Here is a 14,277-nt window from a genome sequence, read left to right on the forward strand (position 1 = left end):
AGCAAGCCTGACGTGCATTCACGGTGCTGCCTGCTGCAGGCGCCCGCCAACCCGTACCATGCTGATCGTCTTGGCTTGCCCGTCACGGTCATCAGTTTCCACGAAAACGCCGCTAAGCGTCGCTTCGCCATTGGCCGGGGTGAACCGAGCCTTGGGCATCCCCGTGATGAAGCGGCGCATCGGCTCCTGCTTGTCCATTCCGATCACCGAGTCATAGTCGCCGCACATGCCCGCATCGGTCAGGTAAGCGGTGCCGCCGGGCAGGATCTGGGCATCGGCGGTCGGGACATGGGTATGGGTTCCCACGACGAGGCTGGCGCGTCCGTCGCAATAGTGGCCCATGGCCATCTTCTCCGAAGTCGCCTCGCAATGCATGTCCACGATGATGGCCTGCGCCTGACCGCCCCGCGGGTGGGACTTCAGGATCGGTTCCACCGCCGCGAACGGATCGTCGAACGGTCGTTTCATGAACACCTGTCCCAGAACCTGAACCACCAACACCTTGCGTCCGCCCGGCGCGGTGAACAGTCGATGTCCGCGACCGGGAGCACCCTTGGCGAAATTCACAGGGCGCACGATCCGGGGTTCGCGTTCGATGAATTGCAGCATGTCTTTCTGGTCGAAAGCGTGGTCGCCCAACGTCAGACAATCTGCGCCCGACTCCAGCAGCAGCTTGGCATGATCGCCGGTCAACCCCATGCCGTTCGAGGCATTCTCGCCGTTGACCACCACGAAATCCAGCCGCCACTCGTCGCGCAGACGGGGCAGATGCTGCTGAACGGTGGCGCGGCCCGCGCGCCCCATGACGTCACCCAGGAACAAGATTCTCATATCGCGGTCCTAGGCCCTGCAAACGGCAATAACAAGGCGGAACGATGCAATTCGCGGGCCGCATGCGGGTTGAATTCCGGTGGAAACCTGCAATTCTGACGCAACCGGTTTTTCACTCGGAGATTTCGATGAAACGCATAGTCCTGACCGCAACTGTTTCTCTCGCTATCTCGGGCGGCTTTGCTCACGCGACGACCAAGACAACAATGGCAAATCCGGCCGCGACCTTCTGCATCGAAAACGGCGGCGAATATCAGATCCGCAAGAACACCGATGGATCGGAATACGGCGTGTGCATCCTTGAGGATGGAACTGAGGTTGATGCCTGGGACTATCTGCGGAGCCACTTTGAGAACTGAAGCCTAAAACGTCAGGACCCTGGTCTCGGTAACGATCATGTCCAACGGCTGGTCCGTCGGTTCCAGCGGCAAGGCTTCGGCCTCTTGCGCGTCGAAGGCGAAACCGATGGCCAATGTGGGACGTTTGGCGCGCAGCCCTTCAAGCGTGCGGTCATAAAACCCGCCCCCATAGCCCAATCGCCCGCCTTGCGGATCGAATGCCACAAGGGGCACGATCAGGATTTCAGGGTCAAAATAGTCGTCCGTCTCGGGCACCTTGGCGCCAAATGGCCCATCTTTCAACGGCCCTTCGGGTGTCCAGCGCGAAAACCGCAGAGGCCGTCCGGCGCCTTGGATGACCGGAACACCCACGGGACCATAGGCTGCGGCCTCGGCCATGGCGGGCAGAGGGTCGATTTCGGTGCGGATCGGCATGTAGCCAGACAGCGGAACGCCACGAAATCCGGCCAGCACCTCGGACAGGCGGCCCGCGGCGGCCGGCGGCCCCGCGTCGAAGGCCGCTTTGCGCCGGGCAAAGGCAGCCTTGCGCGCCGCGGCCTTGATTTCAGTCAGATCGGTCACAGCAGCACCACGCTTGCAAGCCCTAGAAAGATGAAGAACCCCATTACATCCGTCGTCGTCGTAACGAAGGTTCCCGAGGCCAATGCCGGGTCTACACCCAGGCGATCCAGCACCACCGGTACTACCGTACCCGCGAACCCGGCGATGATCATGTTCACGACCAAGGCGGAACCGATCACGACACCCAGCAGCGGGGATTCGAACCACATCATCCCCACCGTCCCCAGAACGATGGCGAAACACAGCCCGTTCAACATGCCCACCAGCAATTCTCGGCGGATGACTCGCGCCACGTTCGAGCCCGTCAGGTCGCGGGTCGCCAACGCACGTACGGCAACGGTCAGAGACTGAGTTCCGGCGTTACCACCCATCGAGGCAACGATGGGCATCAGAATTGCCAGCGCCACGATCTGCTCGATTGCCGCCTCGAACTGTGAAATCACCAGCGAGGCACAAATGGCGGTGCACAGGTTGACCGTCAGCCAGGGCAAACGGCGACGACTGGTTGCTGCAACACTGTCTGAAATCGAGCTGTCATCACTGACACCTGCCAGTCGCAGCATGTCTTCCTCGATCTCTTCATCCAGAACGGCCATTGCGTCGTCTATCGTGATTACCCCGACCAGCCGTTTGTCACTGTCCACCACCGGCGCGGAAATCAGGTGGTACTGGTTGAAAGCATAGGCAACGTCTTCTTCATCCTGATCGACCGGGATGATGTGAAACTCGTCCTCGGCGATGTCCAGCAACTTGGTGTCGCGCCGCGCGGCCATCAACTTGCCCAACATGACCTGCGCCACCGGCTTCAGCCGTGGATCGACCAGCACAACGTGATAGAACTGCTCGGGCAGATCGTCCTGCGAGCGCATGTAGTCGATCGCCTGCCCGACCGTCCAATGATCGGGAGCCATGACCACCTCGCGCTGCATCAGTCGGCCTGCGGAGTTCTCGGGATAGGCCAGCGCCTGCAGTGCCGCGATCCGTTCCGAGGCCTCAAGGGCCTCCAGCACCGCTTCCTGCTGCGGCTCCTCCAGATCCTCCAGAAGGTCCACGACATCGTCGCTTTCCATCTCACGGACGGCTTCGGCCAGAACGTCGGGTCGTAGAACGCCAATGACTTCTTCGCGAACGGATTCGTCCAGTTCAGACAGAATGTCCCCGTCAAATTCCCGGTCATACAGGCGGATCAGCCGCGCTCGGTCGTAGGGGTTGATCTGTTCCAGAAGGTCGGCAATGTCGGCCGCGTGCAGTGGCTCCATCAGCTCGATCAGCTTCTCGCGATCCTCGACATCGACGGCGTAAAGGATTGCGGCAACCGTTCGCCGGTCCAGCGCATAGACGTCATCATCGCGAGAGGGGTCGGTTCTGTTGTCTTCGGTGCCGGTCGTCATGCGCTGCCCCTTGTTCTGGGAATTGGCCCCTAAATAGAAGAAGCAGCTACCGGAAAACAATGACAATGGTGCGATTTACCCGCATCTTTCACATCCCTATGCTGCAAGCCGGATTCACCAAGGCGGAGATCAAGGCGGATGGCGCAAAAGACGCTTTTGACAGGGCGCGTACTGAGTTTCGAACACTCCCCCTTCGAAACGCAACCGGATCAGGCGGTCCGGCTGCACGAAGCCGTTCTGATCGAGGGCGGGAAAATCCGGGAGTTGGGAAGTACCGTTGACCTGCAAACCGCGCACCCCGAGGCCGCCATTCATCACCATGGCGAAAACCTGATCCTGGCTGGTTTTGTCGACCCCCATGTCCACTATCCCCAGACGGCGATGATCGCGAGTTGGGGCAAACGGCTGATTGATTGGCTGAACACCTACACCTTTCCAGAAGAGATGAAGTTCGGTGATGCAGCCTACGCAGCCGAGATTTCGAACCGGTATCTTGACCTGACCGCCGCACACGGCACCACGACCATGTGCAGTTTCTGCACCATTCATCCCGAAAGCGTCGATGCCTTTTTCACGGCCGCCCAGGAGCGCGGTCAGCGTGTCGTGGCCGGCAAGACCTGCATGGACCGCAACGCGCCCGAAGGTCTTCGGGACACGGCTCAAGCAGCCTATGACCAGTCCAAGGCTCTGATCGAAAAGTGGCAAGATGTCGACCGGATAGCCTATGCGATCACGCCGCGGTTTTCCCCGACCTCGACCCCAGAACAGCTTGAGGCGATGGGCGCGCTTTGGGCGGAACACCCCGATTGTCTCTTGCAGACGCATCTCAGCGAGCAGACGGACGAAATCGAATGGGTTCGGTCGCTGTTCCCCGAGGCGCGTGACTACCTGGACACCTACGAAAAGTTCGGGTTGCTCGGCGCGAACGGCCTCTATGGCCACGTGATCCACCTGGAACCGCGCGAGCGAGACCGCCTGCGTGAGGTCGATGCGTCGCTGATCCATTGCCCCACCTCGAACACTTTCATCGGTTCGGGTCTGTTCGATTTGCACGGGCTGATGCGGGATGGCCATCGTATCGGCCTGGCAACCGACACCGGCGGCGGGTCCAGCTTTTCCATGTTGCGGACCATGGCGGCCGCCTATGAAATCGGCCAATTGCGCGGACATCCGCTGCACCCGGCGCAACTGCTGTGGCTGGGCACCGCAGGCTCGGCCCGGTCGCTGCGGATGGACGACCGCATCGGCAATATCGCCCCCGGAATGGAGGCGGACCTGATCGTGCTCGACCTCGCCTCGACCCCCGCGATTGCCCAGCGAGAAGCCAATGCCGAGTCCCTTTGGGAGGCGGTGTTCCCGACAATCATGATGGGCGACGACCGCGCCATCGCCGATGTGTGGATCGGCGGACGGCGCGTTTCGACCTGAAGGCAGATCAGCCCTGCAAGGCGAGGGCCAACCTGTTCTGCCGTTCGATCGCGCGCGGCAGGTCAAATGTAGCAATGTTGCCGTCCCGGACGACCTGTCGCCCCTCGACAAACAGGTGTTTGACGTGCACCGGACCTGCCAGCAGCAGAGCAGCCGGGTCCCAACTGCCCGCGCACTCCACACCCCTTGTGTCCCAAACAGCGATATCGGCACGTTTGCCCGGCATCAGGCGGCCGCAGTCCGGCCGGTTCAGCACGTCCGCCCCACCCCGCGTCGCAATTTCCAGAGCTTCGCGCGCGGACATGGCATCGGCACCGTTCGCCACGCGTTGCAGAAGCATCGCCTGCCGCGCCTCGGCCATCAGGTTGCCGCTGTCGTTGCTTGCGGAACCGTCAACACCCAAGCCAACCCTGACCCCGTTGTCACGCATCGCGCGCACAGGTGCGATCCCCGAGCCCAGACGGCAATTCGAGCAGGGACAGTGCGCAACCCCGGTGCGTGACCGAGAGAACAGGTCGATCTCTGCCCCGTCCAGCTTCACGCAATGGGCGTGCCAGACATCGGGGCCGGTCCAGCCAAGTTCCTCGGCATACTGGCCGGGTCGACAGCCGAACTGGGATTCCGAATACAGGATATCCTCGTCGTTTTCCGCCAGATGGGTGTGCAGCATGACCCCCTTGTCCCGTGCCAGCAGTGCGGCGTCGCGCATCAGATCCCGACTGACCGAGAAGGGCGAACAGGGCGCAAGTCCAACCCTGCACATTGAGCCTTCGGACGGGTCATGGAACGCGTCGACCACACGGATCATGTCATTCAGGATGTCGGCCTCGGCCTCGACCAACGTATCGGGCGGCAGACCGCCGTCGCTTTCGCCGATGCTCATCGCGCCGCGGGTCGGATGGAACCGCAGCCCCACCTCCGCAGCGGCCGCGATCGTGTCATCCAAGCGTGACCCATTCGGATACAGGTACAGATGGTCGGAACTGAGCGTACAGCCCGACAAGGCCAACTCGGCCAGACCGATCTGAGCCGAAGTGAACATTTCGTCAGGACCGAACCGCGCCCAGATCGGATAGAGCGTCTGCAGCCAGCCGAACAGCAGCGCATCCTGGCCCGCGGGAACAGCTCGGGTCAGTGTCTGGTAGAGATGGTGGTGGGTATTGACCAACCCCGGCGTCACGACACAGCCGCCAAGGTCATGCACCTCTCCGTCGGTGGTCAAACCTTGGCCGATGCGGGCAATTTGCCCGTCACAGATCAGCAAATCGGCGCCGGCCAGTTCTTGCCGGTTGTCGTCCATGGTCAGGATCGCATCGGCGTTTCTAAGAAGGATTTCGGGCATCTCGCACTCCTGCATCTGCCCGCCTCATGCCAGAAATGCGTGTGCCGGTGGAAAACGGGCGCAAGAACCGGCGCATAGACCCTAATCAATCGCGGCCGCAGCGGCAACCGTCGTCAGAAGTCGCGCAGAATCTCGAGGGCCGCGGCGTGGATCTCTGGGTTCGCAGCCGCCAGTGCCCGCCCCCCCTGATGGGCCGGCCCGCCCTGCCAGTCGGTCACGACGCCACCGGCCGCCTTGATCACCGCGATCGGTGCCTGAATGTCATACGCGTTCAGTCCAGCCTCAATCACCAGGTCGACCTGCCCGGCCGCCAGCAGCGCGTATGCGTAGCAGTCCATGCCGTAGCGCGTCAGTTGCACCTGTCCGGCCACGGCGCGAAAGGCGTCTCCTTCGGCGGTCGTGCCAACTTCGGGGAATGTCGTGAACAGGATTGCGTCCCGCAGGGCATCCGTCCGGCGGGTCGCCAAGCTCGTTCTGCCCAGAGGACCGGTCATGAACGCACCGTCTGCATGACCCACAAACCGTTCGCCGATATAGGGTTGGTCAATCACCCCCATGATCGGCCCGCTATCGTCGCCTAGCGCGATCAGAACGCCCCATGTCGGTGTGCCGCTGACGAAACCGCGGGTGCCGTCGATCGGGTCCAACACCCAGGTTCGCCCCGATTTGCCTTCGACCGCACCGTACTCTTCGCCCAAGATGCCGTCGTCGGGGCGCAGCTCGGCCAGAACGGATCGCATGGCCTGCTCGGCTGCGCGATCAGCCACGGTCACCGGGTCATACCCGCCTTGCAGCTTGTTTGAGGTTTCAAGATTCGACTGGCGAAAATACGGCAAAATGGCCGCACGCGCCGCGTCGGCCATTTTCTCGGCAACTTCAAGGTCACTTGCAGAGGCTTTGGTCATGCGCCACTGGTGCGCTTAGCCCTGTGCGAAGTCAAGTCCCGGTCTCAGGCCACGTCGCTGAGAACGCGCGCAAGCTCAAACAGGCGGCGGCGCTGGTTTTCCGGGATCGCGTAATAGGACCGAACCAGATCCAACGCTTCCTTGTCGCCCATCAGGTCAGCAGGAACCGATTTCTTGCCCGAGTCTTCCTTCTGGGCGTCCTCCAGACCTTCAAAGAAAAAGCTGACCGGAACGTCCAGAGCTTCGGCAATATCCCACAGGCGTGATGCGCTGATGCGGTTGGCCCCGGTTTCGTATTTCTGGATCTGCTGGAACTTGATACCGACCTGCTGTGCCAGCTGCTGCTGCGTCATGCCAATCAACCAGCGGCGATGCCGTACGCGCTTGCCCACATGGACATCGACGTGATGGGTCATTGGTATTCTCCTCTGTTACACACAACCGCCCGGGAAAACGCTAACTGAACCATGACCGCACACTAGCGAGACGCTTGTAAAAAACTCTCTAATACGGAACGTGCCCCCCGAAACAGCACTGACAAGCAATATTGCCGCTTTTTGGAAAATTTTCAAGATGGTTGAATCTGCGCGCCCGAAGGAAGGTTTACGGTTGTGCACGATTTGGCCAGTGCGACAACGACGCCCGGGCCGTTCCCTTCCGGAATGATTGACAAGTCAGGGGCGGCCCCGATCAATGGCGCCAACATGGAGATTTGAGATGCTGGCCTACCAGATCCAGTCTGCCGGAGAGCAGGCCAAATTGCGCGAGATACCCGTGCCCGCACCCGCCGAAGGCCAGATCCGCGTGGCCATTCGCGCCTGCGGGCTGAACTTTGCCGATCTTCTGATGCAGAAGGGCACGTATCAGGATACGCCAGCGGCCCCTTTCACATTGGGGCTTGAGGTTGCGGGGGTCGTAGACGCGGTCGGCGCAGGGGTCAGCCATCTGAAGCCCGGAGACCGGGTCGCGGTATACTCAGGCCAGGGCGGATTGGCGCAATACGGGGTTTTTGACGCCGACCGTGCCGTGCTCATCCCCCAGTCGTGCAGCTTTGAAGACGCGGCAGCCATCCAGATCGCCTACGGCACCAGCCATATGGCGCTGGACCATCGGGCGCGACTGCAGCCGGGCGAGACTCTGTTGGTAACCGGTGCCGCCGGCGGGGTCGGGCTGACGGCGGTCGAGATCGGCAAGCTTATGGGCGCGACGGTGATCGCACAGGCCCGTGGCGCCGATAAACTGGCGGTCGCCCGCGCGGCCGGGGCCGATCACCTGATCGACGCGGACGAAGATCTGCGCGAGCGCGTGCTGGCATTGGGTGGCGCAGACGTTGTCTATGACGCCATCGGTGGCGACGTGTTCAAGGCTGCCTTCCGGGCGACCAATCCCGAAGGCCGCCTGCTGCCGATAGGTTTTGCCGGCGGCGAAGTCCCGCAGATACCGGCCAATCATTTGCTGGTGAAGAACCTGACCGTGATCGGGTTCTACATCGGTGGCTATCTGAGGTTCCGGCCCGAGGTCGTTCGCAACAGCTTTGAGACCCTCTTTGCCTGGCATGCCGAGGGACGCATCCGGCCCCATATCAGCCACAGCCTGCCGCTGTCCGAAGTGGCGCAGGGCATGGCTCTGCTGAAGGAACGAAAGTCGACCGGGAAAGTCGTCATCACGATCTGACCGGATCAGCCCACCACGGCGCGCAGTGGTGTACCACCAAGCATGTGGAAGTTCTGCCGCACCAGCGCAGCGAGGGCCTCCACCACTTCGCCGCGCCCCTGATCGCCTCCGTAAAGGTTGATCATATGCGCCGGCAACTCGGGCAGAACCCCACCTGAATCGATCTTCTCCAGATGTGCCGCCTCGGTCCCCTCAAGCATGGCGTGGACGGCGAGGTCCGCGCTGACGGTTGCCTCGATCGTGCGGTCGTTCTCGGTTTCAACCGACAGCTCCCATGGAATGCCTGCTGCATCCAAGGCGGCAATGACCTGAGGCCGGAAGAGGCAGCGCCGACCCAGCGCCAACGGAAGCGGCCGCCGTCGCCAAGCCGAGCCTCCTGACGCGCCGATCCAGCGCAGAGGCAGCTCTGCAATGGTTTCACCGCCGTCCGAATTCGCAGCCTCGGTCGTCAGGATCACGTCACATTCACCACGCCGAAACATCTCTTTCAACTGGATTGAATAGGACGAAACCAACTGCACCCGCACGCGCGGGAAGTCAGCATTGAACCGCTGCAGAACCCGTGGAATGGCCGGGTAGACGATATCGTGCGGCACCCCAAGCACCACCTCGCCCTCAAAGGCCTGATCGGTCAGCTTCGAGATGACCTCGTCGTTCAACGCCACCATTCGCCGGGCATAAGCCAACAGCTGTTCGCCAGAGGCCGTCAACGCGATGGTGCGCCCAGACCGGTCCAGCAATTCCAGGCCCAACAGCTCTTCCAGACGTTTCAGCTGCATGGACACAGCCGACTGTGTCAGATGCAGGAAACCGGCGGCACGCGTCACGCCCCCGTGGTCCGCGACCGCCACGAATGAGCGCAGGGTGGTGATGTCTAGGTTCCGCATCATCAACAATCCTTATGGATGAATTCAAAAACATTCATTTTTAAAATATGCCACAACCCGCCATATAGTTCAAGGAAGCTGATAAGAAAACAGATTTACATCACAGACCGATGAAAGGACACAAGTCATGACCCAAATCGCTGCACACCGACCCTGTGCCTCGGCATCGATCAAAACGGGCAATTGGCTTCAGCGCATGCTTGCGGCCGCTCATCAACGGCGGGAGCTGGCCCGGCTGGATGACCGCGCCCTGCAAGACATCGGGATCACCCGATCAGAGGCCCTGACAGAAGCATCCCGCCCGTTCTGGGACGCGCCCGAAACCTGGCGCAAGCGGCCCTGAATGCACGGCCTGCAACGGATTTCAGCGCCACCTTCCAAAGCGGCGCTGAAATTGTTGACCATATTGCTGAGTTTTGGCCCCAAAACCCTTGAAACATGCGCTACACTCTCCGATATTTGCAGGGAAATCGCCCCGCAACCGGGGGCTGAAAGCTGAATTCAAGGGAGACCTCTATGGCACAATTCGATACGATCCGGACGGCGACTGGCGCGCGCGCTGCCGAGATTGACGAGGGCCTGCGCGCCCACATGAACAAGGTCTACGGCACGATGTCCGTGGGCATGCTGATCACCTTTGCGGTTGCATGGGCCGTCGGCACCAGCCCGCAGCTGTTGTCAGTATTCCGCGATCCGGTGACCCTCAGCCCGAACATTCTGGGCTGGATCGTCATGTTCGCTCCGCTGATCATGGTGTTTGCCTTCGGCGCGGCCATCAACCGCCTCAGCGCAGCTGGCGCTCAACTGTTCTTCTACGCCTTCGCGGCGGTGATGGGCCTGTCGCTCAGCTGGATCTTCGTGGCCTTCACTGGCATTTCGATCGCCCAGGTCTTTCTTGTGACCTCGATCGCCTTTGCCGGTCTGTCGCTGTATGGTTACGTCACCAAGAAGGACCTGTCCGGTATGGGCACGTTCCTGATGATGGGTGTGATCGGCCTGATCGTGGCAATGGTCATCAACCTGTTCCTGCAATCGCCGGCCATCATGTTCGCCGTGTCGATCCTGGGCGTTCTGATCTTTGCGGGCCTCACCGCCTATGACACGCAGAAGATCAAGACCACCTACATCCAGATGGCCCATGCGGGCGATCAGGAGTGGCTGGGCAAAGCCGCCATCATGGGCGCGCTGAACCTGTACCTGGACTTCATCAACATGTTCATGTTCCTGCTGCAGCTGCTCGGCAATCGCGAGTAAGACTGCCGGAGCACCAAATCAAAGGGCGGGCCCGCAAGGCCCGCCCTTTTTTGTTCCGGCGCCAGCAAAGCCAGCCCAAAGAAAAAGGCCCCAGCCAAATGGCAAGGGCCTTTCATCATTGTAATCGCAAAAGATCCGATCAGCTGCAGTTCAGCGGAACCGCGAAACCCGAGCTGCGCGACGAGCCGCCTTTGCGGTATACGTCGCCCGCAGGCAGACAGCCTGTAAAGCGTTCGGTCTGGCTGCCGAACGCGGCCCCAACCGAGTTGTCCACCTTGGTGCTGTTGTTTTCGGTGCGCAACACGCCGAACAGGGTTCCGTTCACGCTCACCGTGCTCAGGAACATGGTACTGCTGCTGCCGGTCAACTGAACGGCAGTAGTGTCGGACCGTCCGCCATTGTCGATGGCAACGCCAGCGACCTTGTCGAATTCTGTCTTGTCAGTGCTGGCCTGAATGGTCGGCAATTCAGCCAACTCAGCCGGGACGTTCGTAGCAGGCGGAACAAAGGCAACGGCGCCTTTGACGTCCGAAACGGTTCTTGGTTCGCCATCAATGCCGGTGAACCCGACGCCTTGGCGGTTGAACGGGTCCTCACAGGCCGAAAGTGTCAGAATGGCGATTGCGGGCAACAAGATTTTTTTCATGGCGCTCAACATTTTGTGGCGGTTTGCTGAACCGTACTGGCAGGCGGGGCAAAAAAGCAAGCCAACACCAATCAGAATACCTGTCGGCCTGATGCGCCTCTGCAACGGCCCGAAACGGCCGGTTCAGGCGGCTTGAGGACCACACGACCCGGTCAAAACAACGAAAAAGGGTCCTGCCGAAGCAGAACCCCTTAAGCTTTCACGTCGAAAAAGGCAGATTACTTGATCTTGCCTTCTTTGTACTCGACATGTTTCCGAACGACCGGGTCGTATTTACGAACGGTCATTTTCTCGGTCATGGTGCGAGCGTTCTTTTTGGTCACGTAGAAGTGGCCCGTGCCCGCGGTCGAGTTCAGACGGATCTTGATTGTCGTCGGCTTCGCCATGGTTATCTCCTGCGTCCGGAAAGGCAGGGGCCTTTCGGTTGAATTCCTATGAGCGTGCGCTTTTACCCGGTCGCGCGCCCGAGTCAACCGGAATCGGCGGTGTTTCAACACAAATCACAGTATCCGACACACAGTGGATCAGCGCCCGGTTTGGACAGATCACGGTTTCGTGATATGATCGCGTCACAGCATCCCAGAACGCCGCGGTCCAAGGTTGTGCGGCGTGAGGCAGCGAAACCGGGCAAGACCCTCTGTCAGCAGAGTTTTCTTGCACGTCTGCTTGGGGGAAATCATGACAGAATGGAAACTTCAGGGCGAGACGCTGGCCAATTGCAACTGTGATTTCGGTTGCCCCTGCCAGTTCAGCAGCCTGCCCAGTCACGGGAATTGCGAGGCCGTGGTCGTCTTTGACATCACAAGCGGCCACTACGGGGACACGGATCTTTCCGGCCTGCGGGCTGCGGGTGTCTACCACTGGCCAGGCCCGATTCACGAGGGCAACGGGCAGATGCAACTGATCATCGACGAACGGGCGGACGCCGATCAGCGGGCCGCCCTGCAGGCCATCATGTCCGGTGAGGACACCGATGAAATGGCCACCATGTGGTATGTCTACAGCGCCATGGCGCCGACCAAGCAAGAGACACTGTTTGCTGAAATCGACGTGAACTGGAGCCGCGAAGACCGGACCGGCTACGCGAAGGTCAAGAACGTGTTCGATGTGGACGTCAAGCCGATCGCACATATCGTCTCGGGCCAACCGCATCGCGCGTCGATCCAGTTGCCGCATGGATTCGAATACCGCCACGCCGAGGTCGCCTCGGGAACGGCCAGGACAAGCGGTTCAGCCATAGACCTGACCTTCGAGTCCTCACATGCCCATCTGGCGCATTTAAACATCTCAGGTCATGGCGTTGTCGGGCCATAGTGCAGACGCGTCGGAACAGGCCCGCCCTGCCCGAACGATCAGCCTCGAGCGAGTACTGCGAAAAGAACGTCTGATCGTCGCTGGAAGTGTCCTTCTGATCGTTTCGGGTGCGGTCTGGTACACGGTCGCCGGTGTCGGGATGCAGATGTCGGCCGTCGAGATGACTCGGATGGCCGGTCCAATTGGCCAGCCCATGCCGATGGGGGCCGGTGCCGTCTGGACGCTTTGGTACGCCGCATTGGTCTTTGCCATGTGGTGGGTGATGATGGTCGCAATGATGACGCCCAGCGCGGCCCCGACTGCCCTATTGTTTGTGGCGTTGAAACGGGTTGGACCCGACAGGCAGCGCAGCGCCAGCTTCGGATTGGCCTTTCTGTCGGGGTATCTTTTTGCCTGGGCCGTGTTCAGCCTTGGGGCAACCGGACTGCAATGGGGCCTGCAACAGATCGGAGCGATGGATGGCCCGATGATGACCATCCGGTCCGGAATCTTGGCGGGCATCGTTCTCTGTGCTGCCGGGATGTATCAGTTCAGCGGGTTGAAATCCGCGTGCCTCCGCCATTGTCAGAGCCCGGCTGCCTTTCTGACCCGCCACAACCGGCCCGGGCATTGGGGTGCGTTTCGATGCGGCGCCCTGCACGGAGCCTACTGCTTGGGCTGCTGCTGGGCCTTGATGGCACTGCTGTTCGTCGGCGGCATCATGAACCTTTGGTGGATCGTCACAATCGCCGTCTACGTCGCGCTGGAAAAGCTGTTGCCCCGGGCGGGATGGCTGACGCCGGTCGTCGGTGTCGTTTTGATCGGATTGGGAGCCTGGGTGTCGATCACCGCATTGGTTTGATGCGGCAAGCCTGTCTTCCGGGCCAAGGAGCCGGCCAATTGGAGCGCTCTGCACATTTCATTCACGAGGAGATCGTCATGCCTGTCTTCATCACCTATGCCTCTTATTCCAACGCCGGTGTCAAAGGGATGCTGAAGAAACCGGAAAACCGCACCGGGCCGGTGGCGGCGCTGCTGGAGAAGGTTGGCGGCAAACTGCTGGCCTTCTACGTGACGACCGGAAGCAATGACGTGGTGGTCATCAGCGAAGCTCCGGACGGAACGGATGCCGTGGCAGTCGGTATGGCCGTTGCGGCTTCGGGGGCGGTTTCGCGGGTCGAGACGGTTCGGGCCTGGTCGGCCGACGAATTTGTTGCCATCACCGAGAAAGCCGCGAAACTGGTCGCGGCCTACACGCCGCCCGGAGGATGAAGAAAATACGCGCGGAGGGCCTGTAAGCCGGATCCTGTTCCGGGGTTGCCCCCTTCGATGACCATTCCTCTAGGCCGAGCATTGCTGCGCGGCTCGAGCTGCCAACCCGGTCCCTCTCGGCCAAGGCGAGCCTAGCGGCGGTATCGGCTGACGCCGACCGGCCCGCGCGGGGACCCTATTCGGCATTGCTCCCGGTGGGGCTTGCCGTGCCGCCGCTGTTGCCAGCGGCGCGGTGGGCTCTTACTCCACCGTTTCACCCTTGCCATGATGTGCCAGAGGCGAACCTCCGATCCGTCATGGCGGTCTGTTTTCTGTGGCGCTTTCCGTCGGGTTTCCCCGCCCGGGCGTTACCCGGCACCGTTGCCTTGTGGAGTCCGGACTTTCCTCTCGGGCCTGAGCCCCAGCGGCCATCCGGCCCTCCGCGCGGTTGCCGG

Annotated in this window: 17 protein-coding genes and 1 other RNA gene; 8 read left to right on the forward strand and 10 right to left on the reverse strand. The window is 61.2% G+C overall.

Annotated features, from left to right (window positions below; all coding sequences use genetic code 11):
- Positions 1-18 precede the first annotated feature (18 nt).
- Positions 19-831 carry a TIGR00282 family metallophosphoesterase gene (locus tag ACR0NY_RS08755; RefSeq protein WP_170368078.1) on the reverse strand — a complete coding sequence of 271 codons (813 nt, stop codon included), beginning with the start codon at positions 829-831 and terminating at the stop codon, positions 19-21.
- 128 nt (positions 832-959) lie between these two features.
- Between ACR0NY_RS08755 and ACR0NY_RS08760 the strand changes: the two genes are divergently transcribed.
- On the forward strand, positions 960-1,190 hold the full coding sequence (locus ACR0NY_RS08760; RefSeq protein ID WP_217354725.1) for a putative hemolysin: 231 nt from the start codon (positions 960-962) through the stop codon (positions 1,188-1,190).
- A 3-nt stretch (positions 1,191-1,193) separates the two neighbouring features.
- Here the strand turns inward: ACR0NY_RS08760 and ACR0NY_RS08765 are convergent, their stop codons facing one another.
- Together ACR0NY_RS08765 and mgtE are read right to left on the reverse strand one after the other, a co-directional pair.
- Positions 1,194-1,751 carry a 5-formyltetrahydrofolate cyclo-ligase gene (locus tag ACR0NY_RS08765; protein WP_093964760.1) on the reverse strand — a complete coding sequence of 186 codons (558 nt, stop codon included), beginning with the start codon at positions 1,749-1,751 and terminating at the stop codon, positions 1,194-1,196.
- A complete protein-coding gene (mgtE, locus tag ACR0NY_RS08770) occupies positions 1,748-3,142 on the reverse strand; it encodes a magnesium transporter (protein WP_170340164.1) in 1,395 nt (464 codons plus the stop codon). The genes ACR0NY_RS08765 and mgtE overlap by 4 nt, the downstream gene beginning before the upstream one ends.
- A gap of 138 nt (positions 3,143-3,280) precedes the next feature.
- Between mgtE and guaD the strand changes: the two genes are divergently transcribed.
- Positions 3,281-4,570, forward strand: a complete 1,290-nt coding sequence (gene guaD, locus ACR0NY_RS08775; protein ID WP_170368076.1) for a guanine deaminase — start codon at positions 3,281-3,283, stop codon at positions 4,568-4,570.
- 7 nt (positions 4,571-4,577) lie between these two features.
- Here guaD and ACR0NY_RS08780 read toward each other — a convergent pair whose 3' ends face one another.
- From ACR0NY_RS08780 to ACR0NY_RS08790, 3 genes are all read right to left on the reverse strand, one after another.
- Positions 4,578-5,912, reverse strand: a complete 1,335-nt coding sequence (locus ACR0NY_RS08780) for an 8-oxoguanine deaminase (protein ID WP_170368073.1) — start codon at positions 5,910-5,912, stop codon at positions 4,578-4,580.
- A gap of 113 nt (positions 5,913-6,025) precedes the next feature.
- Positions 6,026-6,817 (reverse strand): histidinol-phosphatase, encoded by a 792-nt coding sequence (gene hisN / locus ACR0NY_RS08785; RefSeq protein WP_170340760.1) that lies wholly within the window; start codon positions 6,815-6,817, stop codon positions 6,026-6,028.
- Between the two features lie 44 nt (positions 6,818-6,861).
- Complete coding sequence (locus tag ACR0NY_RS08790) at positions 6,862-7,233, reverse strand: helix-turn-helix domain-containing protein (protein ID WP_093964756.1); 372 nt, start codon at positions 7,231-7,233, stop codon at positions 6,862-6,864.
- A gap of 301 nt (positions 7,234-7,534) precedes the next feature.
- Here ACR0NY_RS08790 and ACR0NY_RS08795 point away from each other — a divergent pair, with 301 nt between their 5' ends.
- Positions 7,535-8,491 (forward strand): NADPH:quinone oxidoreductase family protein, encoded by a 957-nt coding sequence (locus ACR0NY_RS08795; protein WP_170368071.1) that lies wholly within the window; start codon positions 7,535-7,537, stop codon positions 8,489-8,491.
- 5 nt (positions 8,492-8,496) lie between these two features.
- Here ACR0NY_RS08795 and ACR0NY_RS08800 read toward each other — a convergent pair whose 3' ends face one another.
- The gene (locus ACR0NY_RS08800; RefSeq protein ID WP_093965049.1) at positions 8,497-9,378 is read right to left on the reverse strand and encodes a LysR family transcriptional regulator; all 882 of its coding nucleotides are present in this window, start codon (positions 9,376-9,378) and stop codon (positions 8,497-8,499) included.
- A gap of 127 nt (positions 9,379-9,505) precedes the next feature.
- Between ACR0NY_RS08800 and ACR0NY_RS08805 the strand changes: the two genes are divergently transcribed.
- Together ACR0NY_RS08805 and ACR0NY_RS08810 are read left to right on the forward strand one after the other, a co-directional pair.
- On the forward strand, positions 9,506-9,721 hold the full coding sequence (locus ACR0NY_RS08805) for a DUF1127 domain-containing protein (RefSeq protein WP_093964754.1): 216 nt from the start codon (positions 9,506-9,508) through the stop codon (positions 9,719-9,721).
- 173 nt (positions 9,722-9,894) lie between these two features.
- On the forward strand, positions 9,895-10,632 hold the full coding sequence (locus ACR0NY_RS08810; RefSeq protein WP_170340154.1) for a Bax inhibitor-1/YccA family protein: 738 nt from the start codon (positions 9,895-9,897) through the stop codon (positions 10,630-10,632).
- Between the two features lie 139 nt (positions 10,633-10,771).
- Here ACR0NY_RS08810 and ACR0NY_RS08815 read toward each other — a convergent pair whose 3' ends face one another.
- Together ACR0NY_RS08815 and rpmG are read right to left on the reverse strand one after the other, a co-directional pair.
- Positions 10,772-11,278, reverse strand: a complete 507-nt coding sequence (locus ACR0NY_RS08815; protein WP_170340151.1) for a lipoprotein — start codon at positions 11,276-11,278, stop codon at positions 10,772-10,774.
- Positions 11,279-11,496: 218 nt separating this feature from the next.
- Positions 11,497-11,664: a 50S ribosomal protein L33 gene (rpmG, locus tag ACR0NY_RS08820; RefSeq protein ID WP_007799108.1), complete on the reverse strand. Its 168-nt coding sequence runs from the start codon at positions 11,662-11,664 to the stop codon at positions 11,497-11,499.
- Positions 11,665-11,956: 292 nt separating this feature from the next.
- Here rpmG and ACR0NY_RS08825 point away from each other — a divergent pair, with 292 nt between their 5' ends.
- The 3 genes from ACR0NY_RS08825 (at position 11,957) to ACR0NY_RS08835 (ending at position 13,843) form a co-directional block, all read left to right on the forward strand.
- The gene (locus ACR0NY_RS08825; protein WP_170368069.1) at positions 11,957-12,592 is read left to right on the forward strand and encodes a DUF1326 domain-containing protein; all 636 of its coding nucleotides are present in this window, start codon (positions 11,957-11,959) and stop codon (positions 12,590-12,592) included.
- Complete coding sequence (locus tag ACR0NY_RS08830; RefSeq protein ID WP_170340149.1) at positions 12,573-13,433, forward strand: DUF2182 domain-containing protein; 861 nt, start codon at positions 12,573-12,575, stop codon at positions 13,431-13,433. Before ACR0NY_RS08825 ends, ACR0NY_RS08830 begins: the two co-directional genes overlap by 20 nt.
- A 77-nt stretch (positions 13,434-13,510) precedes the next feature.
- Complete coding sequence (locus tag ACR0NY_RS08835; protein WP_170340147.1) at positions 13,511-13,843, forward strand: GYD domain-containing protein; 333 nt, start codon at positions 13,511-13,513, stop codon at positions 13,841-13,843.
- A 7-nt stretch (positions 13,844-13,850) separates the two neighbouring features.
- Here ACR0NY_RS08835 and rnpB read toward each other — a convergent pair.
- Positions 13,851-14,266, reverse strand: an RNA gene (rnpB, locus tag ACR0NY_RS08840) — RNase P RNA component class A.
- Positions 14,267-14,277: the final 11 nt, after the last annotated feature.

The organism is Ruegeria sp. BJ5, from assembly GCF_056537865.1.

Coding starts and splice junctions, on each gene's coding strand:
- ACR0NY_RS08810 (WP_170340154.1), top strand. CDS start 9,895: ATGGCACAATTCGATACGATCCGGACGGCGACTGGCGCGCGCGCTGCC.
- guaD (WP_170368076.1), top strand. CDS start 3,281: ATGGCGCAAAAGACGCTTTTGACAGGGCGCGTACTGAGTTTCGAACAC.
- ACR0NY_RS08825 (WP_170368069.1), top strand. CDS start 11,957: ATGACAGAATGGAAACTTCAGGGCGAGACGCTGGCCAATTGCAACTGT.
- rpmG (WP_007799108.1), bottom strand. CDS start 11,664: ATGGCGAAGCCGACGACAATCAAGATCCGTCTGAACTCGACCGCGGGC.
- mgtE (WP_170340164.1), bottom strand. CDS start 3,142: ATGACGACCGGCACCGAAGACAACAGAACCGACCCCTCTCGCGATGAT.
- ACR0NY_RS08790 (WP_093964756.1), bottom strand. CDS start 7,233: ATGACCCATCACGTCGATGTCCATGTGGGCAAGCGCGTACGGCATCGC.
- ACR0NY_RS08835 (WP_170340147.1), top strand. CDS start 13,511: ATGCCTGTCTTCATCACCTATGCCTCTTATTCCAACGCCGGTGTCAAA.
- ACR0NY_RS08760 (WP_217354725.1), top strand. CDS start 960: ATGAAACGCATAGTCCTGACCGCAACTGTTTCTCTCGCTATCTCGGGC.
- hisN (WP_170340760.1), bottom strand. CDS start 6,817: ATGACCAAAGCCTCTGCAAGTGACCTTGAAGTTGCCGAGAAAATGGCC.
- ACR0NY_RS08805 (WP_093964754.1), top strand. CDS start 9,506: ATGACCCAAATCGCTGCACACCGACCCTGTGCCTCGGCATCGATCAAA.
- ACR0NY_RS08830 (WP_170340149.1), top strand. CDS start 12,573: ATGGCGTTGTCGGGCCATAGTGCAGACGCGTCGGAACAGGCCCGCCCT.
- ACR0NY_RS08815 (WP_170340151.1), bottom strand. CDS start 11,278: ATGAAAAAAATCTTGTTGCCCGCAATCGCCATTCTGACACTTTCGGCC.
- ACR0NY_RS08795 (WP_170368071.1), top strand. CDS start 7,535: ATGCTGGCCTACCAGATCCAGTCTGCCGGAGAGCAGGCCAAATTGCGC.
- ACR0NY_RS08800 (WP_093965049.1), bottom strand. CDS start 9,378: ATGCGGAACCTAGACATCACCACCCTGCGCTCATTCGTGGCGGTCGCG.
- ACR0NY_RS08755 (WP_170368078.1), bottom strand. CDS start 831: ATGAGAATCTTGTTCCTGGGTGACGTCATGGGGCGCGCGGGCCGCGCC.
- ACR0NY_RS08780 (WP_170368073.1), bottom strand. CDS start 5,912: ATGCCCGAAATCCTTCTTAGAAACGCCGATGCGATCCTGACCATGGAC.